Here is a 17,962-nt window from a genome sequence, read left to right on the forward strand (position 1 = left end):
GCGTCCGAGGTGTTCATCGGTACGTTCACTCAATGGCAGAAGCATTGACGAGACGCGCCTTGGCAAGGTTGGCGAGCAGCTCGGATCGGCTCTGGCGCTCCTGTTTCCATGCCGGCTGTCCGGGGGCACTGCGCCAGGACTCGCTCAGTGGACTGTTATCCACCGTGTCGAAACCGAACTGGTCGTACAGGCGCGTGACGATCTCCAACCCATCGGCATAATCGCTGGAAGCTGACAGGGCCAGCCGGTCGGGAGAGCCGGCCGGCCTGCCCCACGTGAGGATCCGCGGCGCCTGGATGTGGGTGAACGCCTTGACCACCCGGGAGGTGGGAAGCTGCTCCTGGCGAAGCTCATGGACGGTCTTTTGCCCCGAATCGATGACCGGGATATGGCCGTCACGCCAGACCATGTAGTTATTCGTGTCGAGCACGACCTTCCCTGCAAGCGCCTCCACGGGCATATCGTTGTCGACCTTGAGCGGGACGGCCACGATGACGAAATCGCCCGCCGCGGCCGCGCCTGCAGCCGTCGCCGCACGCGCCGACGGCCCGAGCGCTTCGACCAGCCCGCGCAACGTCTCGGGACCTCGCGAGTTGGCAATGACAACCTCATAGCCGTTCGCAATGGCCGCTCGCGCGATATGGCTGCCAACTTCGCCAGCCCCGATGATGCCGATAGTGGTCATGAGTCATTCACCTCAGTGTTGGATTGGGCGCAGGGTCAGATGCTCAAACCGCCAGCCACATCGATGGCGCTGCCCGTGATATAGGCACCAGTCGACCCGGCCAGGAAACACACCGTGGCCGCCACTTCTTCGAGCGTGGCGATCCGGCGGATGGGGTGCAGGTCGAGGATCGCCTCGGGCACGCCGTCGCCGAGTACTTGTGCCGCCATGTCGGTCGGCATGATGCCGGGCTGGACGACGTTGACAGTGATATTGCGCGGCCCCAGATCCCGTGCGACACCCTTGGCATAGCCGACGATGGCCGCCTTGGTCCCGGCATAATCGGCCGCCCCGGCGAACGGTACGTGACCGCCCAGGAGCGAGCCGATGAAGATGATCCGGCCACCGTCCGACAGCACCGGAGCCGCCGCACGCGTGGTCGCCACCGCGCCCATGACATTGACCTGCCACTGGCGATCGAGATTGACGGTGTCGAGATCGGGATCATCGACCGTCTTGCCCTGGACGGCGATCGCCGCGTTGTTCACCAGGATGTCGAGCTTGCCGAAATGCGTGATCACCTCGTCGATCAACGGCTTGGCCGCTGTGCTGTCGGCCTGGTCGCTCTGGATGGCACGGGCACGGACACCTTGCGCCTCAAGTTTTTCCACCACTGCCTTGGCCTTCTCGGCCGATGCCACGTAGCTGATCGCAACATCCGCCCCTAGTTCGGCGAGCGCCTGCGCGAGGGTCGCACCGAGCCCCCGGGACCCACCCGTCACGAGCGCAACCTTGCCTGCCAGTAATTTCTGCATGGGAAAATCCTCTTCATGAATGCCTGAACGCCCCGCCAAGAGGGCACTTGCCAACCGTAACGAGCGTTAGCGTAACGAACAGTATGAATTTGGACAGAGACCGTCAAGCGGTTTAATATCGGTCGTTATGAAAAAGCCGGGAGTGATCTGATGGGGCGTCAACGCGAGTTCGACGTGGATACGGCGCTGGACGCGGCGCTTTGCGTATTCTGGCGCAAAGGCTACGAGGGCGCGTCTTACACCGACCTGACGCAAGCCACCGGAGTGGAACGCCCGGCGCTCTACTCCGCGTTCGGCAACAAGGAATCACTGTTCCGCCGGGCACTCGAGCGCTACTACGCACACTATCTGGATTTCTTTCCGGCAGCGCTGGAACAACCCACTTCACGCGACGTCGCCGCCTGCATTCTTCGCGGGGCTGTCGAGGTGAATACGCGCTACCCGGACCGCAAGGGCTGCCTTGGCATTCATGGCGCGTTGGCCGGCTCGGACGATGCCGAGCCCATCCGCCAGGCCTTGATCGACGCACGCGCAACCGGAGAAGCGTCACTGCGGGAGCGCTTCGAACGGGCGAAGACGGAGGGTGACCTGCCGGAATCGGCCAACTGCACGGCGCTGGCCGCGTTTGTGATGGCGATGACCCACGGAATGGCCGTTCAAGCCAAAGCCGGGTTCACCCGCGAGATCCTGGAGGCGGTTGTCGAGCAGGCGTTGTCGACCTGGCCATCCAACCCTGCAAGCTAGCCCGGGGCGAATCAATCATTGGCCGTCAGACTCGCACCATCAACGACGGCTGCGTATCCGCCACGCCATGCAATAACTCGATCACCCAATCGATAAATACCCGCACCCGTGGCGACAACTGCCGATGGGGCGGGTACACCGCCGATATGGGCCAGGTCGGCACGCGGTGCTTGTCCAGCACTTCAACCAGGCGGCCCTCGGCCAATTGCCGTTGCACGTGGTAACGCGGTACCTGTATCAAGCCCAATCCCGCTTCGCAGGCGGTCACGTAGGCATCGGCATTGTTGACGGTCAGTTCACCGTTCAATGGCCATTCGCGTACCTGCCCCGCCACCTCGAATTCGAACGGGAAGAAGCGGCCATTGCCAGTCGCAAAACAGATGGCCCGATGGGCCGCCAGGTCGTCCAACCCCCGAGGCGTGCCCAAGCGTGCCAGGTAGTCGGGGCTGGCACAGGTCAGTTGATGCAGCCGCACGATAGGCCGGGCCACCAAGGCCTGGTCAACGACATGCCCAGCGCGGATCGCGCAATCCACGCCTTCGCGCTGCAGATGAACCTGGCGATCGTGGAAACCGATGTCCAAATGCAGCGCCGGGTAGCGCCGATAGAAATCCGGCAGACGCGGCAGGATCCAGGTGCAACCGAAGGCGATCGGCATGTCCACCTTCAAGGTGCCGCGCGGCTGGCTCCGTTGCACCGACAGCGAACTCTCCAGGTCATCGAGGTCGTCCAGCAACTGGCCGCTGCGCTGATAATAGGCTTGGCCATCGAGCGTTGCGCGCACCTGCCGGGTGGTGCGCTGCAACAGTTGCACGCCCAGATGGGATTCCAACTGCTGGATCAACAGGCTGACGGTGGCCCGGGGCAAGCCAAGGTCATCGGCCGCCTTGCCAAAACCACCCAGCTCGACGATACGCCGGAACACTTGCATGGCCTGTAATCGGTCCACTGTCGCGCCTCATTATTTAGATATCCCGAATAGTTAAACCAATAATCGAGGATTTATCCAGAAAACCCCTTGGTAGAGACTGCACAGGTCGTTCACTTTCAGGAGCTAACAGCATGAAAACCCGCCAACTCGGCCAATACGGCCCTAACGTTTCGTCCATCGGCCTGGGCTGCATGGGCATGTCGGACTTCTACACCACGGGCGTGGACGAGGGAGAAGCGATTGCCACGCTCCACCGCGCCCTGGAATTGGGCGTAACGCTGTTCGACACCGCCGACATGTACGGGCCGCATACCAATGAAGAACTGCTCGGACGCGCCTTGCGAGGCAAGCGTGAAAGCCTGTACCTGGCGAGCAAGTTCGGCCTGGTGCGCAGCAGCGATCCCCATGCCCGCGGCGTCAACGGCCGCCCCGAATACGTCCGGCAATCGGTCGAGGGCAGCCTCAAGCGCCTCGCCACCGACTACCTCGACCTCTACTACCAGCACCGCGTTGACCCGCAAGTGCCCGTCGAGGAAACCATCGGCGCCATGGCCGAACTGGTCAAGGCCGGCAAGGTCCGCCATATCGGCATCTCGGAGGCCAGCGCCGAGACCATCCAACGGGCCCACGCCGTGCACCCACTGGCAGCGGTGCAAAGCGAATACTCGTTGTGGTCCCGCGAGCCTGAACACAATGGCGTGCTCGATACCTGCAAGCGCCTGGGCATCGCGTTCGTCGCCTACAGCCCCTTGGGTCGGGGCTTTCTGACCGGCGAGCTGAAATCACCGGAGGATTTCGCCGCCGATGACTATCGCCGCTTCAGCCCACGCTTCCAGGCCGACAACTTCCAGCGCAACCTGGCGCTGGTCGAACGGGTCAAGGCCTTGGCCGCGGACAAGGGCATCAGCGCCTCGCAACTGGCCCTGGGTTGGGTATTGGCCCAGGGTGACCACGTCATTCCGATCCCGGGCACCAAGCAGCGCAAGTACCTGGAGAGCAATGTGGCGGCGGCTTCAGTGATGTTGAGCGCAGACGAACTGGCTCATCTGGATGGGATTTTCGCAGGCGAAGGTGTGGTGGCGGGCGACCGATACCAGGCACAGACAATGACGTTGTTGAACGGTTGATCCGTCGGTTGGGCTGTCGGTTTCGACAGACCGGACTCAAGCAGGCGCCAGCCCAGCCGATAACCCTATCAATAAGTAATAGCCCCAGGCCTCGCCGGGCTCTGCCAGTTGCATAGGGTAACGATCAATGAGTTTGCCGCTGAATCGCCTGCTGATGTGGGGCGCCCTGATGTTCCTCGCTGCAAGCGCTTGCGCGGCAGAGCCCCACCTGCGCATCGTGACGGAGGAGCTGCCGCCCTACAACATGACGCAGAACGGACGCGTGACCGGCATGAGCACCGAAGTGGTCCAGGCCGTGCTCAAGGAGGTCGGCCTGGACGCGCCTATCCAGCCCATGCCCTGGGCCCGGGCCTACGAACTGGCGCTCAACGAAAGCAATGTGTTGATCTATTCGATCGTCCGCACGCCTGCACGCGAATCGCTCTTCCAGTGGGTGGGCACCATTGGTCCGACGCAGTGGTACATCTACTCATTGGCGGAACGGCCGGTACAACTCGACTCGCTGGCCGACGCCCATGGTCACCAGATCGCCACGGTCAATCAGGACGTGGGCGAGCAATACCTGGTCTCGAAGGGTTTCCGCATCGGCGAGGAGCTGCAGTCGAGCACCAAGTACGAACACAACTACCGCAAGCTCAAGGTCGACCACGTAGCGCTGTGGATTTCCAACGAACTCAACGCGCTGTACTTGACTCGCCAGAATGGCGAAGACCCGGACAAGGTACTGATCCGCTCGCTGGCGCTTCCCGAACTGAGCAGCCCGGACGGCCTGAGCATGGCGTTCAGCCGCAAGACGCCGGCCGAGACGGTGGAGAAATTCCGCGCCGGCCTTGAGACCATCCGTCGCAATGGAACCTACGACGCCATCCTGCGCAAATGGTTATGACATGGGAGATCCTTTCCGCACGGCGTCCTCCCAACCCCCACCGACCAAGGCGTTCAGCTCCCTGGGTCGGCGCCTGGTGCTGGCAACGCTGTTGTTCTGCCTGTTCTTTACCTTGGCGATGGTCACCTGGCGCACCTGGTTGGCCTGGGAAAACAACCTGGCGGAGATGAATTCGGAGCTGGCCCTGATCGATCAGGTGTTCCAGAACACCTTGGCCCACGCCATTTGGGAACTGGACCGTGAATCCCTCGACCAGCAAATCACCAGCGTCGCCGCGGCGGCCCCCGTGGGGCGCGTGGTGTTGAACATCCTGCGTCCCGGGCAAGCGCCGGAAGTCATCGAACTCAATCGATACGCCGTCGATCAATCCGGCGTGGTGCCGGTGCTGCATCGCCAGCTCATCGCCGAGCCCTACGCCGGGGCCCATGAGAAAGTCGGTGAACTGACCATCGAAGGCGACAATAACCTGCTTTGGGAGCGGCTCTGGAGCGAAGCACGCAGCATCGTCATCACCCAGCTCATCCAGTCCCTGCTGTTGGCCGGGTTGGTCATGACCATGTTCAACCGCCTGGTGACCGTGCATGTGGTACATATCGCCCGTCACCTGGGCGAACTCGCGCCGCATACCCTCAAACACCACCTCAAGCTGCAACGGGCGGTGCATCGCCAGGACGAACTGAGCCTGCTGGAATTCCAGGTCAATGAACTCCAGGACAATCTGCGCGCCCACCTCGAACGCCAGCGTTCGGACGAACTGGCCCTGGCCGCCAGCCGCGATCAAATGGCCGAACTGGTGGAGGCACGCACCGCGGAGCTGAAGGCCGCCAACCAGTCGCTCGAAGCACTGTCCCGTCACGATGCCTTGACGGGCCTGGCCAATCGTCGCTACTTCGACGAATTGAAGGAAATCGAGTTTCGCCGGGCAATCCGCCACAACACCCCGCTGGCCGTGCTCATGTGCGACGTCGATTTCTTCAAGATCTACAACGACACCTACGGCCACATGCAGGGCGACCTGTGCCTGAAAGAAATCGCAGAGACCCTGCGCAGCGTGTTCGGCCGCTCTGGCGAACTGACCGCCCGCGTAGGCGGCGAAGAGTTTGTCGTGGTCCTGCCCAATGTCGACGCCGCACAGGCCTGCCAAGCGGCTCAACGCTTTCGCACCAGCCTGGCGGAACGTGAGCTGCCCCACAGCGGCTCGAAGGTCTCGCCTTTCGTCACCGTGAGCATCGGCGTTGCCGAGCTGGACCCGGAGACCATGGACCATTTCGATCAATTGCTGCAACGCGCCGACCAGGCGCTGTACCGGGCCAAACATCAGGGACGCGACCGCGTCGCCCTGTAACAACCACCGCGCGCCATGAGGTCTGCATATGCACACTCGCCTGACACTCTGCTCATGCCTGCTACTCGCCTCGATCAGCCTGGCAAGCCACGCCGACACAATCGAAGTCGTCACCGAAGACTCGCTGTACGCCTATCAGCGTGACAACAAGGTCGTCGGGCCGGGCATTCGCATTGCCGAGGAGACACTGAGAAGCGCGCAGCTCACCGACTACAGCCTATCGCTGTACCCGTGGGCCCGGGCCTACGAAAAAGCGCTGCACGAGCCCAACGTGCTGATCTTTCCGCTGGACCGCACCCCGGCCCGCGAGGCATTGTTCAAATGGGTGGGTGAAATACATCGGGTGGCGAGCCGGCTCTATAAACTGCGTGATAACCACGACATCACCGTCAGCAGCCTCGAGGAGGCCAAGCAGTACAGCATCGGCGTGGTGCGAAACGACGCCAAGCAGATTTACCTGCAGCAGCGGGGCTTCACCCGGCTGGTCATCTCGGCCAACAACCACGACAACTTTCAGAAACTGCTCAATCGCCAGATCCAATTGCTGCCGATGCCAGAGAACACCGCACGCCTGATGAGCCAGGATGCCCAAGTGGATTTCGCTTCTCTGGAAGAGGTCTATACCCTCGACGAACAACCCCACAGGGTCCACTTGGCCTTCAGCCTGAGCACGTCGGACGAAGTCGTCGCCAAGGCCCAGCGCGCGTTCGAAAAACTCAAGGCTTCCGGTGAAGTCGCACGAATCATGAACGAACAGCGGTAGACTCTGGGGGATCACACCGCAAGCAACGATGAGGTATGTCCCGATGAGTAAAGCGTCCTACGTTCCGCCCAAGGTCTGGAAAAACGACGCCCCGTCTGGCGGCCATTTCGCCAGCATCAATCGCCCTGTCGCCGGGCCGACCCATGACAAAACCTTGCCGGTTGGCAAGCACCCGCTGCAGCTCTATTCCCTGGCCACGCCCAACGGCGTGAAGGTGACCATCCTGCTGGAGGAACTGCTGGCGCTGGGTCATACGGGCGCGGAGTACGATGCCTGGCTGATCCGCATCAACGAGGGCGACCAGTTCTCCAGCGGCTTTGTCGAGATCAACCCCAACTCCAAGATCCCGGCCCTGCTGGACCGCAGCGTGGAACCCGCCATTCGGGTCTTCGAATCCGGCTCGATTCTGCTTTATCTGGCGGAAAAATTCGGCGCCTTGCTGCCCACCGACCCGGCGGGCCGCACCGAAACACTGAACTGGCTGTTCTGGCAGATGGGCTCTGCCCCGTACCTGGGTGGTGGCTTCGGGCACTTCTACGCGTATGCGCCAGAGAAACTCGAATACCCGATCAATCGCTTCACCATGGAAGCCAAGCGTCAACTCGACGTCCTGGACCGCCGCCTCGGCGAGAGCCAATACCTGGCAGGCAACGACTACACCATCGCCGACATCGCGGTCTGGCCCTGGTATGGCCAACTGGTGCGCAACAACGTATACGGCGCCGCCGAATTCCTCAGTGCCCACGAATACACCCACGTGCAGCGCTGGGCGGAAGACATTGCCAAGCGCCCCGCCGTCCTGCGCGGACAGCGGGTCAACCGCACGTGGGGGGATGAGGCGAGCCAGGTGCCGGAGCGGCATGAGGCTGGGGATTTGGGCTGAGGCCAGGTCGCACGCCGGATCAGTGGTGAACCTGGATTCCTCAACTGACACAGCCCCCCTGTGGGAGCGAGCTTGCTCGCGATAGCGGTAGATCAGCTGGCCTCGATGTTGAATATGCCGACGTCATCGCGAGCAAGCTCGCTCCCACATTGGATCGGTGATGAACCTCGATTTCTAGACTGGCACCGCCCCCCTGTGGGAGCGAGCTTGCTCGCGATGACGATGGATCAGTTGGCCTCAATGCTGAATATGCCGACGTCATCGCGAGCAAGCTCGCTCCTACAGTTTTTTATCCAGTATTCAGCGGTTGCAAATACTGATTTTTCCGCAGGTTTCCCAGGACCAATACGAAAGTCGCTATCCAACAGACGGAGCAACCCCCAACCAAAAGCCCCTATGGACCGCCCCCGCAAATAGCACAAGCTCACGCCCATACAAGTCCCCAGCCGTGATCGCTACAGGGAAAGGACTCCGCACGCATACCTCGTACGCGTCACGTCGCGCTCAACCGAGTCCCGCCATGAATCTATCGAATCTCCTCAACAAAGCCCGAGCCCGCACACAAGGGGCGGTCAGCGTGGCCTGCACGTTGAACGAACTGGACCAGGCGCTGGCCAACGTACGCATCACACCGGTATTGATCGCCGGGTTTGTCTCCCCTCACCTGGACATCGACCGGGTCGCCGCCAAGGTCAAGCAGCGTTTTCCCCAAAGCGCCATCAGCCTGTGCACGACGTCGGGTGAACTGTGCAACGGTGCGAACACGCTGTACTGCCAGACCGGCGAGACCTGGGATCGGGTGGTGCTGCAGCTGTTCGACGCCAGTGTGATTGCGTCGGCCGAGGTGGTGATGGTGCCTCTGGAGTGCGAGGACATTCGCGGTGGCGGCAAGCGCCTGGCCATGCGTGAGCGAATCGCTCGGTTGGTGAATAACATCAAGCAGGCGCAGGTGAGCACGCCCATTGACCATCGCGATACCTTGGCCTACGTGGTGTTCGATGGTCTTTCGGCTTCCGAATCGTTCTTTATGGAAGCGCTCTATGAATCAGGCCGTTTCCCCTGCCTGTTCGTTGGCGGCTCAGCCGGTGGCAAGGCGGATTTCAAGAAGACCCTGATCAGTGATGGGCAGCGCAGTTACCAGAACCATGCGCAGATCGTCTTTCTGAAAACCGCGGCGGATGTGCGCTTCGGGGTATTCAAGAGCCAGAACTTCCAACCTGCCGGGCTGACATTCAGCGTGCTCACCGCATCAGTCGAAGACCGCACCATCGACCAGGTCATCGACAGCCGTGGAAACATCAAGAGCATGGTCCAGGCGCTGTGCGATGCCTTCGAGTGCAGTGCCCAGGCGCTGGAAAAGAAGCTGGCCGATTATTCATTCGCCATCCGCGTGGGTGATGAGCTGTTCGTCCGTTCCATTGCCCGCATCGACCATCAGCAGCAGATCATCCAGTTGTTCTGCGACGTGGCGCCCGGCGAAGAGCTGGTGATGGTCAAGCGCACGCCCCTGCGCGAGGCGACCCGGCTCGACTACGAGAAATTCCTCAAGGGCAAGGGTGGCCGGCCGGTGGCCGCCATTCTCAACGATTGCATCCTGCGCCGGCTCAACAACAGCAGCGACCTGGGCAGCATGGCCGGTATTTTCGGGGATGTGCCTCTGGCCGGCTTCTCGACGTTTGGTGAAATCCTCGGTTTGAACCTTAACCAGACACTCACGGCGATTTTCTTCTTCAGGGTCACCAAGGGCGCCGGTTTTGTCGACGAGTACGTCGATCACTTCATCACCCACTATGGCGAGTTCAAGGCGTTTTTCCTGCGCCGCCAGATCAAGAAGCTGGCGGGCCTGAACCATGTTGTGGTCAAGCAGATCATGGCGTTCAAGATGAATGACTTCAGCAGCGCCTTGGACACTCGCGGCCTGGACCAGACGATCCTGCCGGTGTTCGACGGCCTGACGGACCTGGGCCAGGTATTGGCGCAGGCCAGCCAGCAACAAGCGCTGATGGCGACGCAGATCAAGCATTACTCCGGCGAACTGCACCTGTCGATGGATGACCTGACGGGCACCATCGACCGGCAAAACAGCGTCGCCGAGCAGGCCGGCACCACCGTCGAGCAGCTTGCCACGCAAGCAGGTGAAGCGGTGGTGGGTGCCCGTGCGCTCGCCAGCTCAAGCTTGCGTATCCAGTCGATCGTACAGGTCATCCAGCAAATCGCCGGCCAGACCAACCTGTTGGCCCTCAACGCCGCCATCGAAGCAGCGCGGGCCGGTGAGATGGGCAGAGGCTTTGCGGTGGTGGCCGATGAGGTCCGCAAACTTGCGGAAATCACCCGCCAGAATGCCGCGGAAATCGGCGTGGACATCGGCCTGCTCTCGACGGAGATCCAAGGCGTTGCCCAACAGATCGAAGACCAGTCCGTCGCCGTGGGCGCCCTGCGGGAGATGCTCGATGCCCTGGAAGACTCCAGCCGTACCACCGAAGGCACGGCACAACGCACGAAAGCCATCGCCGACACCTTGACCGGGCTGACCCACGCCAATGCTTGAGGCCGAGTCGCCCCGGCGATGGATCGAAATTGAGTGACCACCACAATTCCCCTTGTGGGAGCGAGCTTGCTCGCGATGACGTCGGCACAGTCAATCACCGCAAACTGATCTACCGCTATCGCGAGCAAGCTCGCTCCCACAGGGAACTTGTGATTGTTCACAGGCGTCACCGTCAGGGAATCAACATCTGCACCTGCCCCGGCACGACGATCTTGATCACCCCGGCCCAGGTGCACATCAAGGTGCTGTTGGCATCGATGGCCGGCATGTTGCCCAGCAGCAAGGTCGGTGCGCCGCCGGGGATCCATGGGGCCGCAGTGGCCGGGATGCAGGGCATGGGGGTCAGCACGCCCAGGGCCGCCGCGGTGGCGGCGGCCACGGTGGGATTCGCCAGGCTCATGCACATGCCGAAGGTGGTGATGTTCACCAGCGGGATGTGATCCATGATGTTCGCCGCCGGCATCCCGCCGGTCAGCAGGCGATTGACCGGCAGCACATTGAGCACCGCCGGGGCTGCGCCGAAGCTGCATTGCAGGGTCGCGGTGCTACAGACTTGCGGGCATCCCATCGCGTGGCTCCTTTGACAGCGACTCCCCCAAACCATAGCTCGCCCGCTTCCGACGCGCACGCCGCCATGCATCAAGCCCGCTGATTATCCGGCAACACGCTAACCTATAAGACCCTGGCGTGCTTGTGACGCCCCCCACGCGCCATTAGATTAGCCAATGATCGATGGCCTCCAAAATAAGCAGAAGGGATAAGCATGGCGTTTACTGATCAGTCCACCCGCGTGCGCGACGGTGAAGAACTCGATGCCAACCTGATCGACCCGTACCTCAAGGCCCACATTCCCGGCCTGACCGGCCTGCCACGGATCAGCCAGTTTCCCGGTGGCGCGTCGAACCTGACCTACCTGCTGGAATATCCCGAACAGGAATTCGTCCTGCGTCGGCCGCCGTTCGGCCACAAGGCCAAGTCCGCCCACGACATGGGCCGTGAGTTCCGCATCCTCAACCAATTGCGCGAAGCGTTCCCGTACTGCCCCAAAGCCTACGTGCATTGCACTGACGAGTCGGTGATGGGCGCCGAGTTCTACGTGATGGAACGGGTCAAGGGCATCATCCTGCGCTCCGACCTGCCGCCGGAGTTGGGTTTCGACGCCGCCCGCACCGAAGCGCTGTGCAAGAGCTTCATCGACCGGCTCGTCGAACTGCACCGCGTCGACTACAACGCCTGTGGCCTGGCTGACCTGGGCAAGCCCGAAGGCTACGTGGCCCGGCAGATCCGTGGCTGGAGCGACCGCTACGAAAAAGCCCTGACCCCCGATGCGCCGAAATGGGAGACGGTCAAGGCCTGGCTCAACGACAAGATGCCCGCCGACCACCCCACGTCGAGCATCGTCCACAACGACTATCGTTTCGACAACGTGATCCTCGACCCCGAGAACCCGATGCAGATCATCGGTGTGCTGGACTGGGAACTGACCACCCTGGGCGACCCGTTGATGGACCTGGGCAACAGCCTCGCCTACTGGATCGAGGCGGACGACCCGGCGCCGGTGCAACTGATGCGCCGCCAGCCGAGCCACGCCCCCGGCATGCTGACCCGCCGCGAATTCGTCGATTACTACGCCGAGCGCGCCGGGATCCGCATCGACAACTTCGACTTCTACTACACCTACGGCCTGTTCCGCCTGGCCGGGATCGTCCAGCAGATCTACTACCGCTTCTTCCACGGCCAGACCCAGGACAAACGCTTCGCGCAGTTCGTTCAGATGAACAAACTGCTGGAGCAGATGAGCCTGCAGGTCATCGGTAAATCCACGCTCTGAGCGCCCCATCACAAGGAAACAGCATGTCCAAGACCCAGTTGTTCGACCTCGACGGTAAAATCGCCTTCGTTTCCGGCGCCAGCCGCGGTATCGGCGAAGCCATCGCCAAACTGCTGGCCCAGCAAGGCGCCCATGTGATCGTGTCCAGCCGCAAGCTCGACGGTTGCCAGCACGTGGCCGATGCGATCATCGCCGCCGGCGGCAAAGCCACCGCTATCGCCTGCCACATCGGGGAAATGGAGCAGATCAGCCAGGTGTTCGCCGGTATCCGCGAACAGTTCGGGCGCCTGGACATCCTGGTGAACAACGCCGCCACCAACCCGCAGTTCTGCAACGTCCTGGACACCGACCTGGGTGCGTTCCAGAAAACCGTGGACGTGAACATCCGCGGCTATTTCTTCATGTCGGTGGAAGCCGGCAAGCTGATGCGCGAAAACGGCGGCGGCAGCATCATCAACGTGGCGTCGATCAACGGTATCTCGCCGGGGATCTTCCAGGGCATCTATTCGGTGACCAAGGCCGCGGTGATCAACATGACCAAGGTCTTTGCCAAGGAGTGTGCGCAGTTCGGCATTCGCTGCAACGCCTTGCTGCCGGGCCTGACCGACACCAAGTTCGCCTCGGCGCTGGTCAAGAACGACGCCATCCTGAAAACCGCCCTGGCGCAGATCCCCCTCAAGCGCGTGGCCGACCCGAGCGAAATGGCCGGCGCGGTGTTGTACCTGGCCAGCGATGCGTCGAGCTACACCACGGGTGTGGCGTTGAATGTGGATGGTGGGTTCCTGTCCTGATAGCGAACGCCATGGAAGACCTGTGAGAACCCTGTGGGAGCGAGCTTGCTCGCGATGGCGGTATATCAGCCAAGAGCTTTTTCACTGACACTCCGCCATCGCGAGCAAGCTCGCTCCCACAAGGGATCCTCTGCATTCTAAGAAATGAATATTTATTCCAACATTTGCAATTAGCGAATATTTATTCCATAAAGAACCTTCTGAAAATAACAATTCAAAGGGCTCTTTCTCATGCGTGAACTCGGCATCGGTCTGATTGGCACCGGCTTCATGGGCCGTGCCCATGCCTTGGCGTTCCACAATGCCAAAGCGGTGTTCGACGTCCCCCTGAACCTGACATTCGCGGCCCTGGCCGACGCCGATCCACAGCGTGCCCGGCAGTGCGCCCAGAGTTGGGGGTTCGAGACGGCCCACAGCGACTGGCAACGGCTGATCGACGACCCGAAGGTTCACCTGATCGCCATCACCACACCCAACCACCTGCACTTCCCGATGGCCATGGCGGCGTTGGCGGCGGGCAAGCCGGTCTATTGTGAAAAGCCCCTGGCGGTGTCCCTGGAGCAGGCCGAGCAGATGCGCCAGGCGGCCAAGACCGCCGGGGTGGTGACCCGGGTCGGCTATAACTACCAGCACAACCCGATCATCCAACTGGCGCGGGACATGATCCAACGCGGCGAACTGGGACAGATCATCAGCTTCCAGGGTGAGTTCAGCGAAGACTTCATGGCCGATCCCGCCTCGCCGTGGTCATGGCGTTGCGAAGCGACCCACGCCGGTGGCGCACTGGCCGACCTGGGCAGCCACCTGCTGGCCATGGCCCGACACTTGTTGGGCGATATCGAGGCCGTGTGCGCCGACAGTCAGACCGTGCATCACCAACGCCCTGCCAGCGCCGGCAATGCCGAACAACGGGCCATTGCGGTGGACGACCACGTCCACGCCCTGCTGCGTTTCGCCAATAGCGCCCGAGGCACGGTGAGCAGCAGTTGGCTCAAGCATGGCTATAAGAACCACCTGAGTTTCGAGATCAGCGGCACCCTCGGCACCCTGGCGTTCGATCAGGAGCGGCTGAACGAACTGCGCCTGTGTCGCGTCGGCCAGCCAGGTTTCCAACGCCTGCTGGCCGGCCCGGAATTGCCCGGCTATGCCGCATTCAGCCCCGCCGCCGGACACCAGTTGGGCTACAACGAATTGAAGACGTTGGAGGTGCAGGAACTGATCATGGCCCTCGCTGGCGAAGGCGGCAGCGGCACGGACTTCGATGAGGCCTGGGAAGTGGAACGGCTGGCGGCGGCAATACGCATCGCGGCGCGGGAGGAGCGTTGGGTCAAGGTCAGCGAGCTATAGCCGCTCACTTTAGAGCTCCCCCTGTGGCGAGGGGATTTATCCCCGCTGGGGTGCGAAGCGCCCCTAAAACTGCCTCCTCAGTGTGTCAGGCTAAATTTGGGGCCGCTGCGCGGCCCAGCGGGGATAAATCCCCTCACCACAAGGGACCGCATTCATTCTGAAGCCTGGGTATCCAGCTCAACCAACCGCCCCGCCAACGCCTTGGCCTGACTCGCCACGTCGGTCACGGCGGTGCTTTCCCACCACATCCCCCGCAGTGGCGGGCCCATGGCGAACAGGCGCTCGGCGGGTCTGCCTTCGGCATCCAGCACCGCACCATCGGCACGGGCGGCGATGCCCAGGGCCAGCGGCCCCGGCTGGACCAGCCCCCGGGCCAGCAGCTGTTGCGGCAACGGTCGCGCAACGCGGCGCCAGTCGTACTCGATACCACTGGAGTTGATCAACGCTGCGCCCTGCACTACGGTCAGCCCGGCCTCGCCCCGTCGGCGGATGTGAATACCCACTGCGCCCTCGGGAGAAGACACCAGCCCCTTGAACGACGCCGCCTGAATCCGCAACCGCCCTTCCCCATGCAAACGCGCCACCAGCTCGGCGCTCAACGGCGGCGAACGATGGTGATGACTCTCCCACCATGGCCGCACATGCCGCACGAATTGCCGGCGCTGCACCTCGCTGGCCTGGTTCCACAAACGCCCTATATGCGCACGCACCGTGTCCAGCGGCGCTTGCCAATCGATGCCTTGAGCTTGAGCCTGGCGGCATTGCTCACGCAGGGCCCGCATCAACTGGCGTGGCGAACGCAGGCTGTGATCTTCGGCGAGGAAATCCACCCAGGCCGGCGGCTGGCGGCGCACGTGGGGCAACAGCCCATGGCGGGAAAACACTTCGATGGGGCCACGGTGCCCAGCCTGCTCCAGGGACACCACGGCGTCGACCATGGTCAGTCCCGAGCCGATGATCAGCACCGTGGCCTGGGGATCGAGCTGGCGCATCGCGGCCACATCCCAGGGATCCAGGGCCGCGGCATTCAAGCCGCTGGATTCGGTTTGCGGGGTGCGCGCCGCCGGGAACATACCGGTGGCCAGTACCGCGAAACCGCCCCGCAAGACCTGGCCGTCGGCAAGCGTAACCATCACGGCATCGTCGGCAAGCCGCAGGTCCACTGCCTCCCCGCGCACATGCTCGGCAGTCGAACTGTTTTTTGCGCCCAACTCGCGAGCCTCGGCCAGGCGTTGCTGCACATACAGACCAAAGATTCCCCGAGGTGGAAACAACTCGCTGATCGGCACGTGCTGCTGATCCGACTCGGGCCAGCCGCCGGCCTCGATGAACGCGGTAAGCCATTGGGTCAGGTCATCGGCGTTGTCCGGGTCGACGCTCATGCGCGCCGCGTTGCCGTTCAAGGTGTGCCCCAGCTCCACGGCACTGTAGGCCTCGCCTCGGCCCAGCTCGCTGCGCGGCTCGACGATCAGCACCTCGCGCCGGCCCGGCAGGCGCAGCAATTGCGCGGCCAGCATGGTACCGCTCAGGCCGCCGCCGATGATCAGGATATCGGCTTCGCGGATGAGGCCACTCCCCTGTCGTTCCAGCGCTGTGTCCATACCGCTCTCCCCAGGAATCAAATCACCACGTTGCGTACGAATCTCGCCGCCACCGGCCCATCGTTGCGATAAGCATGGGGCTGGTTGCTGGCAAACATGAAAAACTCACCGGCACCGATCTGGCGCGCTTCATCGCCCAACAGCAAGGTCAGGCAACCTTCGAAGACGTAAAGCTGCTCGCTCCAGCCATCGGCGTCGGGTTCGGAATGGTAATGCTCGCCGGGCTCCAGGCGCCATTCCCAAAGCTCGACTTCACGGCTGGCGGTGGCCTTGGCCAGCAACACGGCCTTGCTGCCGGGGATGGTGCCGGCCCAGGCCACTTCGTTGATGCGACTCGGGTCACGCGCCTCGGGGGCCTGGATCAGATCGCTGAAGGCCACGTCGAGGGCTTCGGCGACACGGTCGAGGGTGGTCAGGCTGACGTTCTTTTCCCCCGCCTCGATGGCCACCAGCATGCGCCGGCTGACCCCGGACAATTCCGCCAGCGCGGTCTGGCTGAGCTGCGCGGCATGGCGCAGGCGACGGATGTTCTGGCTGACGTGTTGCAGGACGGAAGCCCGCTGGCCGGATGCTTTGTGCACTATATTGCTCACATGGTAGGGCTGCGCATTATACTGCCCAACTTCGGACGCATTGTGCGTCCGCCTCAAATAGCGCGCAAGGTCATGGCATCGGTGAATTCTCCTCAAGCTTCCTCCCGTTTCTCCCGGTTCAGTAAGGCCGAATGCGTGCTGGTGCTGATCACCATGATCTGGGGCGGAACGTTCTTGCTGGTACAGCACGCCATGACGGTCAGCGGACCGATGTTTTTCGTCGGCCTGCGCTTCGCGGCCGCCGCCGCGCTCGTCGCACTGTTTTCCTGGCGGCACCTGCGCGACCTGACGCTGTTCGAACTCAAGGCCGGGTGCTTCATCGGCGTGGCCATCATGCTCGGCTACGGTCTGCAGACCGTCGGCCTGCAAACCATTCCCAGCAGCCAATCGGCGTTCATTACCGCGCTCTACGTGCCGTTCGTGCCATTGCTGCAATGGCTGGTGCTGGGCCGTCGCCCTGGGCTGATGCCCAGCATCGGCATCATGCTGGCGTTCACCGGCTTGATGCTGGTGTCGGGGCCGGCGGGCGCTTCATTGAATTTCAGTCCCGGTGAAATCGCCACATTGATCAGCGCCATCGCGATTGCCGCCGAGATCATCCTGATCAGCGCCTATGCCGGCCAGGTCGACGTGCGCCGGGTGACCGTGGTGCAACTGGCAAGCACGGCGGTGCTGGCGTTCCTGATGGTGGTGCCGACCCAGGAAGCGATCCCGGATTTTTCCCTGTTGCTGCTGGTCAGTGCCGTGGGCCTGGGCGCCGCCAGCGCCGCGATCCAGGTGGCGATGAACTGGGCACAGAAAAGCGTCTCGCCGACCCGCGCCACGCTGATCTATGCCGGCGAACCGGTGTGGGCCGGCATCGCCGGGCGCCTGGCAGGCGAGCGACTGCCAGCGATCGCGTTGTTCGGCGCGGCGCTGATCGTGGCGGCGGTGATTGTCAGTGAGCTGAAGACCCGCAATAAAGACACCATCAAGGTGGATGAGGTGCTTGAGCGCGAGCAGTGAGGCCGGGGGCGTTTGAGCCTGTGTAGGAGCTGACGAGTGCAACGAGGCTGCGATCTTTCCCCAGACACTTGAACCCCAAGCGAAAGAT

Annotated in this window: 17 protein-coding genes and 1 pseudogene; 12 read left to right on the forward strand and 6 right to left on the reverse strand. The window is 62.5% G+C overall.

Going from position 1 to position 17,962, the window contains the following annotated elements; all coding sequences use genetic code 11:
* Positions 1 to 25 precede the first annotated feature (25 nt).
* The gene (locus AB7M32_RS21440) at positions 26 to 685 is read right to left on the reverse strand and encodes an NADPH-dependent F420 reductase (protein WP_454251280.1); all 660 of its coding nucleotides are present in this window, start codon (positions 683 to 685) and stop codon (positions 26 to 28) included.
* A 35-nt stretch (positions 686 to 720) separates the two neighbouring features.
* Positions 721 to 1,479, reverse strand: coding sequence for an SDR family NAD(P)-dependent oxidoreductase (locus AB7M32_RS21445; RefSeq protein WP_454251281.1), 759 nt, complete (start codon positions 1,477 to 1,479; stop codon positions 721 to 723).
* A 150-nt stretch (positions 1,480 to 1,629) separates the two neighbouring features.
* Here AB7M32_RS21445 and AB7M32_RS21450 point away from each other — a divergent pair, with 150 nt between their 5' ends.
* Positions 1,630 to 2,223, forward strand: a complete 594-nt coding sequence (locus AB7M32_RS21450; RefSeq protein ID WP_454251282.1) for a TetR/AcrR family transcriptional regulator — start codon at positions 1,630 to 1,632, stop codon at positions 2,221 to 2,223.
* 25 nt (positions 2,224 to 2,248) lie between these two features.
* Here AB7M32_RS21450 and AB7M32_RS21455 read toward each other — a convergent pair whose 3' ends face one another.
* Complete coding sequence (locus AB7M32_RS21455) at positions 2,249 to 3,172, reverse strand: LysR family transcriptional regulator (RefSeq protein ID WP_454251283.1); 924 nt, start codon at positions 3,170 to 3,172, stop codon at positions 2,249 to 2,251.
* A gap of 113 nt (positions 3,173 to 3,285) precedes the next feature.
* Between AB7M32_RS21455 and AB7M32_RS21460 the strand changes: the two genes are divergently transcribed.
* The 7 genes and pseudogenes from AB7M32_RS21460 (at position 3,286) to AB7M32_RS21490 (ending at position 10,706) form a co-directional block, all read left to right on the forward strand.
* Positions 3,286 to 4,281 carry an aldo/keto reductase gene (locus AB7M32_RS21460; RefSeq protein WP_454251284.1) on the forward strand — a complete coding sequence of 332 codons (996 nt, stop codon included), beginning with the start codon at positions 3,286 to 3,288 and terminating at the stop codon, positions 4,279 to 4,281.
* A 127-nt stretch (positions 4,282 to 4,408) separates the two neighbouring features.
* Entirely contained in the window at positions 4,409 to 5,167 is a 759-nt protein-coding gene (locus AB7M32_RS21465; RefSeq protein WP_454251285.1) for a substrate-binding periplasmic protein, read from the forward strand.
* Between the two features lies 1 nt (position 5,168).
* Positions 5,169 to 6,512, forward strand: a complete 1,344-nt coding sequence (locus AB7M32_RS21470) for a GGDEF domain-containing protein (RefSeq protein ID WP_454251286.1) — start codon at positions 5,169 to 5,171, stop codon at positions 6,510 to 6,512.
* Positions 6,513 to 6,540: 28 nt separating this feature from the next.
* Complete coding sequence (locus AB7M32_RS21475) at positions 6,541 to 7,275, forward strand: substrate-binding periplasmic protein (protein WP_454251287.1); 735 nt, start codon at positions 6,541 to 6,543, stop codon at positions 7,273 to 7,275.
* A 43-nt stretch (positions 7,276 to 7,318) separates the two neighbouring features.
* Positions 7,319 to 8,158 (forward strand): glutathione-dependent disulfide-bond oxidoreductase, encoded by an 840-nt coding sequence (gene yghU / locus AB7M32_RS21480; protein ID WP_454251288.1) that lies wholly within the window; start codon positions 7,319 to 7,321, stop codon positions 8,156 to 8,158.
* Positions 8,159 to 8,678: 520 nt separating this feature from the next.
* Positions 8,679 to 9,833: pseudogene (locus AB7M32_RS21485) on the forward strand (FIST signal transduction protein); the annotation flags it as partial.
* Positions 9,834 to 10,205: 372 nt separating this feature from the next.
* On the forward strand, positions 10,206 to 10,706 hold the full coding sequence (locus AB7M32_RS21490) for a methyl-accepting chemotaxis protein (protein WP_371857781.1): 501 nt from the start codon (positions 10,206 to 10,208) through the stop codon (positions 10,704 to 10,706).
* Between the two features lie 172 nt (positions 10,707 to 10,878).
* Here the strand turns inward: AB7M32_RS21490 and AB7M32_RS21495 are convergent, their stop codons facing one another.
* Positions 10,879 to 11,274 (reverse strand): DUF4280 domain-containing protein, encoded by a 396-nt coding sequence (locus tag AB7M32_RS21495; RefSeq protein ID WP_072404866.1) that lies wholly within the window; start codon positions 11,272 to 11,274, stop codon positions 10,879 to 10,881.
* Between the two features lie 195 nt (positions 11,275 to 11,469).
* Here AB7M32_RS21495 and AB7M32_RS21500 point away from each other — a divergent pair, with 195 nt between their 5' ends.
* The 3 genes from AB7M32_RS21500 (at position 11,470) to AB7M32_RS21510 (ending at position 14,675) form a co-directional block, all read left to right on the forward strand.
* Positions 11,470 to 12,537, forward strand: a complete 1,068-nt coding sequence (locus AB7M32_RS21500) for a phosphotransferase family protein (RefSeq protein WP_072404868.1) — start codon at positions 11,470 to 11,472, stop codon at positions 12,535 to 12,537.
* 23 nt (positions 12,538 to 12,560) lie between these two features.
* A complete protein-coding gene (locus AB7M32_RS21505; RefSeq protein WP_003180553.1) occupies positions 12,561 to 13,328 on the forward strand; it encodes an SDR family oxidoreductase in 768 nt (255 codons plus the stop codon).
* A 231-nt stretch (positions 13,329 to 13,559) separates the two neighbouring features.
* On the forward strand, positions 13,560 to 14,675 hold the full coding sequence (locus tag AB7M32_RS21510; protein WP_454251289.1) for a Gfo/Idh/MocA family protein: 1,116 nt from the start codon (positions 13,560 to 13,562) through the stop codon (positions 14,673 to 14,675).
* A gap of 152 nt (positions 14,676 to 14,827) precedes the next feature.
* Here AB7M32_RS21510 and AB7M32_RS21515 read toward each other — a convergent pair whose 3' ends face one another.
* Both AB7M32_RS21515 and AB7M32_RS21520 read right to left on the reverse strand, forming a co-directional pair.
* Positions 14,828 to 16,276 carry an FAD/NAD(P)-binding protein gene (locus tag AB7M32_RS21515; protein WP_454251290.1) on the reverse strand — a complete coding sequence of 483 codons (1,449 nt, stop codon included), beginning with the start codon at positions 16,274 to 16,276 and terminating at the stop codon, positions 14,828 to 14,830.
* Between the two features lie 17 nt (positions 16,277 to 16,293).
* Positions 16,294 to 16,857: a helix-turn-helix domain-containing protein gene (locus AB7M32_RS21520; protein ID WP_072404875.1), complete on the reverse strand. Its 564-nt coding sequence runs from the start codon at positions 16,855 to 16,857 to the stop codon at positions 16,294 to 16,296.
* 12 nt (positions 16,858 to 16,869) lie between these two features.
* On the opposite strand from AB7M32_RS21520, the gene AB7M32_RS21525 reads away from it, so the two are divergent.
* Positions 16,870 to 17,874 carry a DMT family transporter gene (locus AB7M32_RS21525; protein ID WP_454252185.1) on the forward strand — a complete coding sequence of 335 codons (1,005 nt, stop codon included), beginning with the start codon at positions 16,870 to 16,872 and terminating at the stop codon, positions 17,872 to 17,874.
* Positions 17,875 to 17,962 lie beyond the last annotated feature (88 nt).

The sequence above is a fragment of the Pseudomonas sp. R151218B TE3479 genome, from assembly GCF_053629195.1.

Bases quoted from the DNA above. Each gene is read 5' to 3' on its own strand.
- AB7M32_RS21440 (WP_454251280.1), bottom strand. From the start codon at position 685: ATGACCACTATCGGCATCATCGGGGCTGGCGAAGTTGGCAGCCATATC.
- AB7M32_RS21445 (WP_454251281.1), bottom strand. From the start codon at position 1,479: ATGCAGAAATTACTGGCAGGCAAGGTTGCGCTCGTGACGGGTGGGTCC.
- AB7M32_RS21450 (WP_454251282.1), top strand. From the start codon at position 1,630: ATGGGGCGTCAACGCGAGTTCGACGTGGATACGGCGCTGGACGCGGCG.
- AB7M32_RS21460 (WP_454251284.1), top strand. From the start codon at position 3,286: ATGAAAACCCGCCAACTCGGCCAATACGGCCCTAACGTTTCGTCCATC.
- AB7M32_RS21465 (WP_454251285.1), top strand. From the start codon at position 4,409: ATGAGTTTGCCGCTGAATCGCCTGCTGATGTGGGGCGCCCTGATGTTC.
- AB7M32_RS21470 (WP_454251286.1), top strand. From the start codon at position 5,169: ATGGGAGATCCTTTCCGCACGGCGTCCTCCCAACCCCCACCGACCAAG.
- AB7M32_RS21475 (WP_454251287.1), top strand. From the start codon at position 6,541: ATGCACACTCGCCTGACACTCTGCTCATGCCTGCTACTCGCCTCGATC.
- yghU (WP_454251288.1), top strand. From the start codon at position 7,319: ATGAGTAAAGCGTCCTACGTTCCGCCCAAGGTCTGGAAAAACGACGCC.
- AB7M32_RS21490 (WP_371857781.1), top strand. From the start codon at position 10,206: ATGGATGACCTGACGGGCACCATCGACCGGCAAAACAGCGTCGCCGAG.
- AB7M32_RS21495 (WP_072404866.1), bottom strand. From the start codon at position 11,274: ATGGGATGCCCGCAAGTCTGTAGCACCGCGACCCTGCAATGCAGCTTC.
- AB7M32_RS21500 (WP_072404868.1), top strand. From the start codon at position 11,470: ATGGCGTTTACTGATCAGTCCACCCGCGTGCGCGACGGTGAAGAACTC.
- AB7M32_RS21505 (WP_003180553.1), top strand. From the start codon at position 12,561: ATGTCCAAGACCCAGTTGTTCGACCTCGACGGTAAAATCGCCTTCGTT.
- AB7M32_RS21510 (WP_454251289.1), top strand. From the start codon at position 13,560: ATGCGTGAACTCGGCATCGGTCTGATTGGCACCGGCTTCATGGGCCGT.
- AB7M32_RS21515 (WP_454251290.1), bottom strand. From the start codon at position 16,276: ATGGACACAGCGCTGGAACGACAGGGGAGTGGCCTCATCCGCGAAGCC.
- AB7M32_RS21525 (WP_454252185.1), top strand. From the start codon at position 16,870: ATGGTAGGGCTGCGCATTATACTGCCCAACTTCGGACGCATTGTGCGT.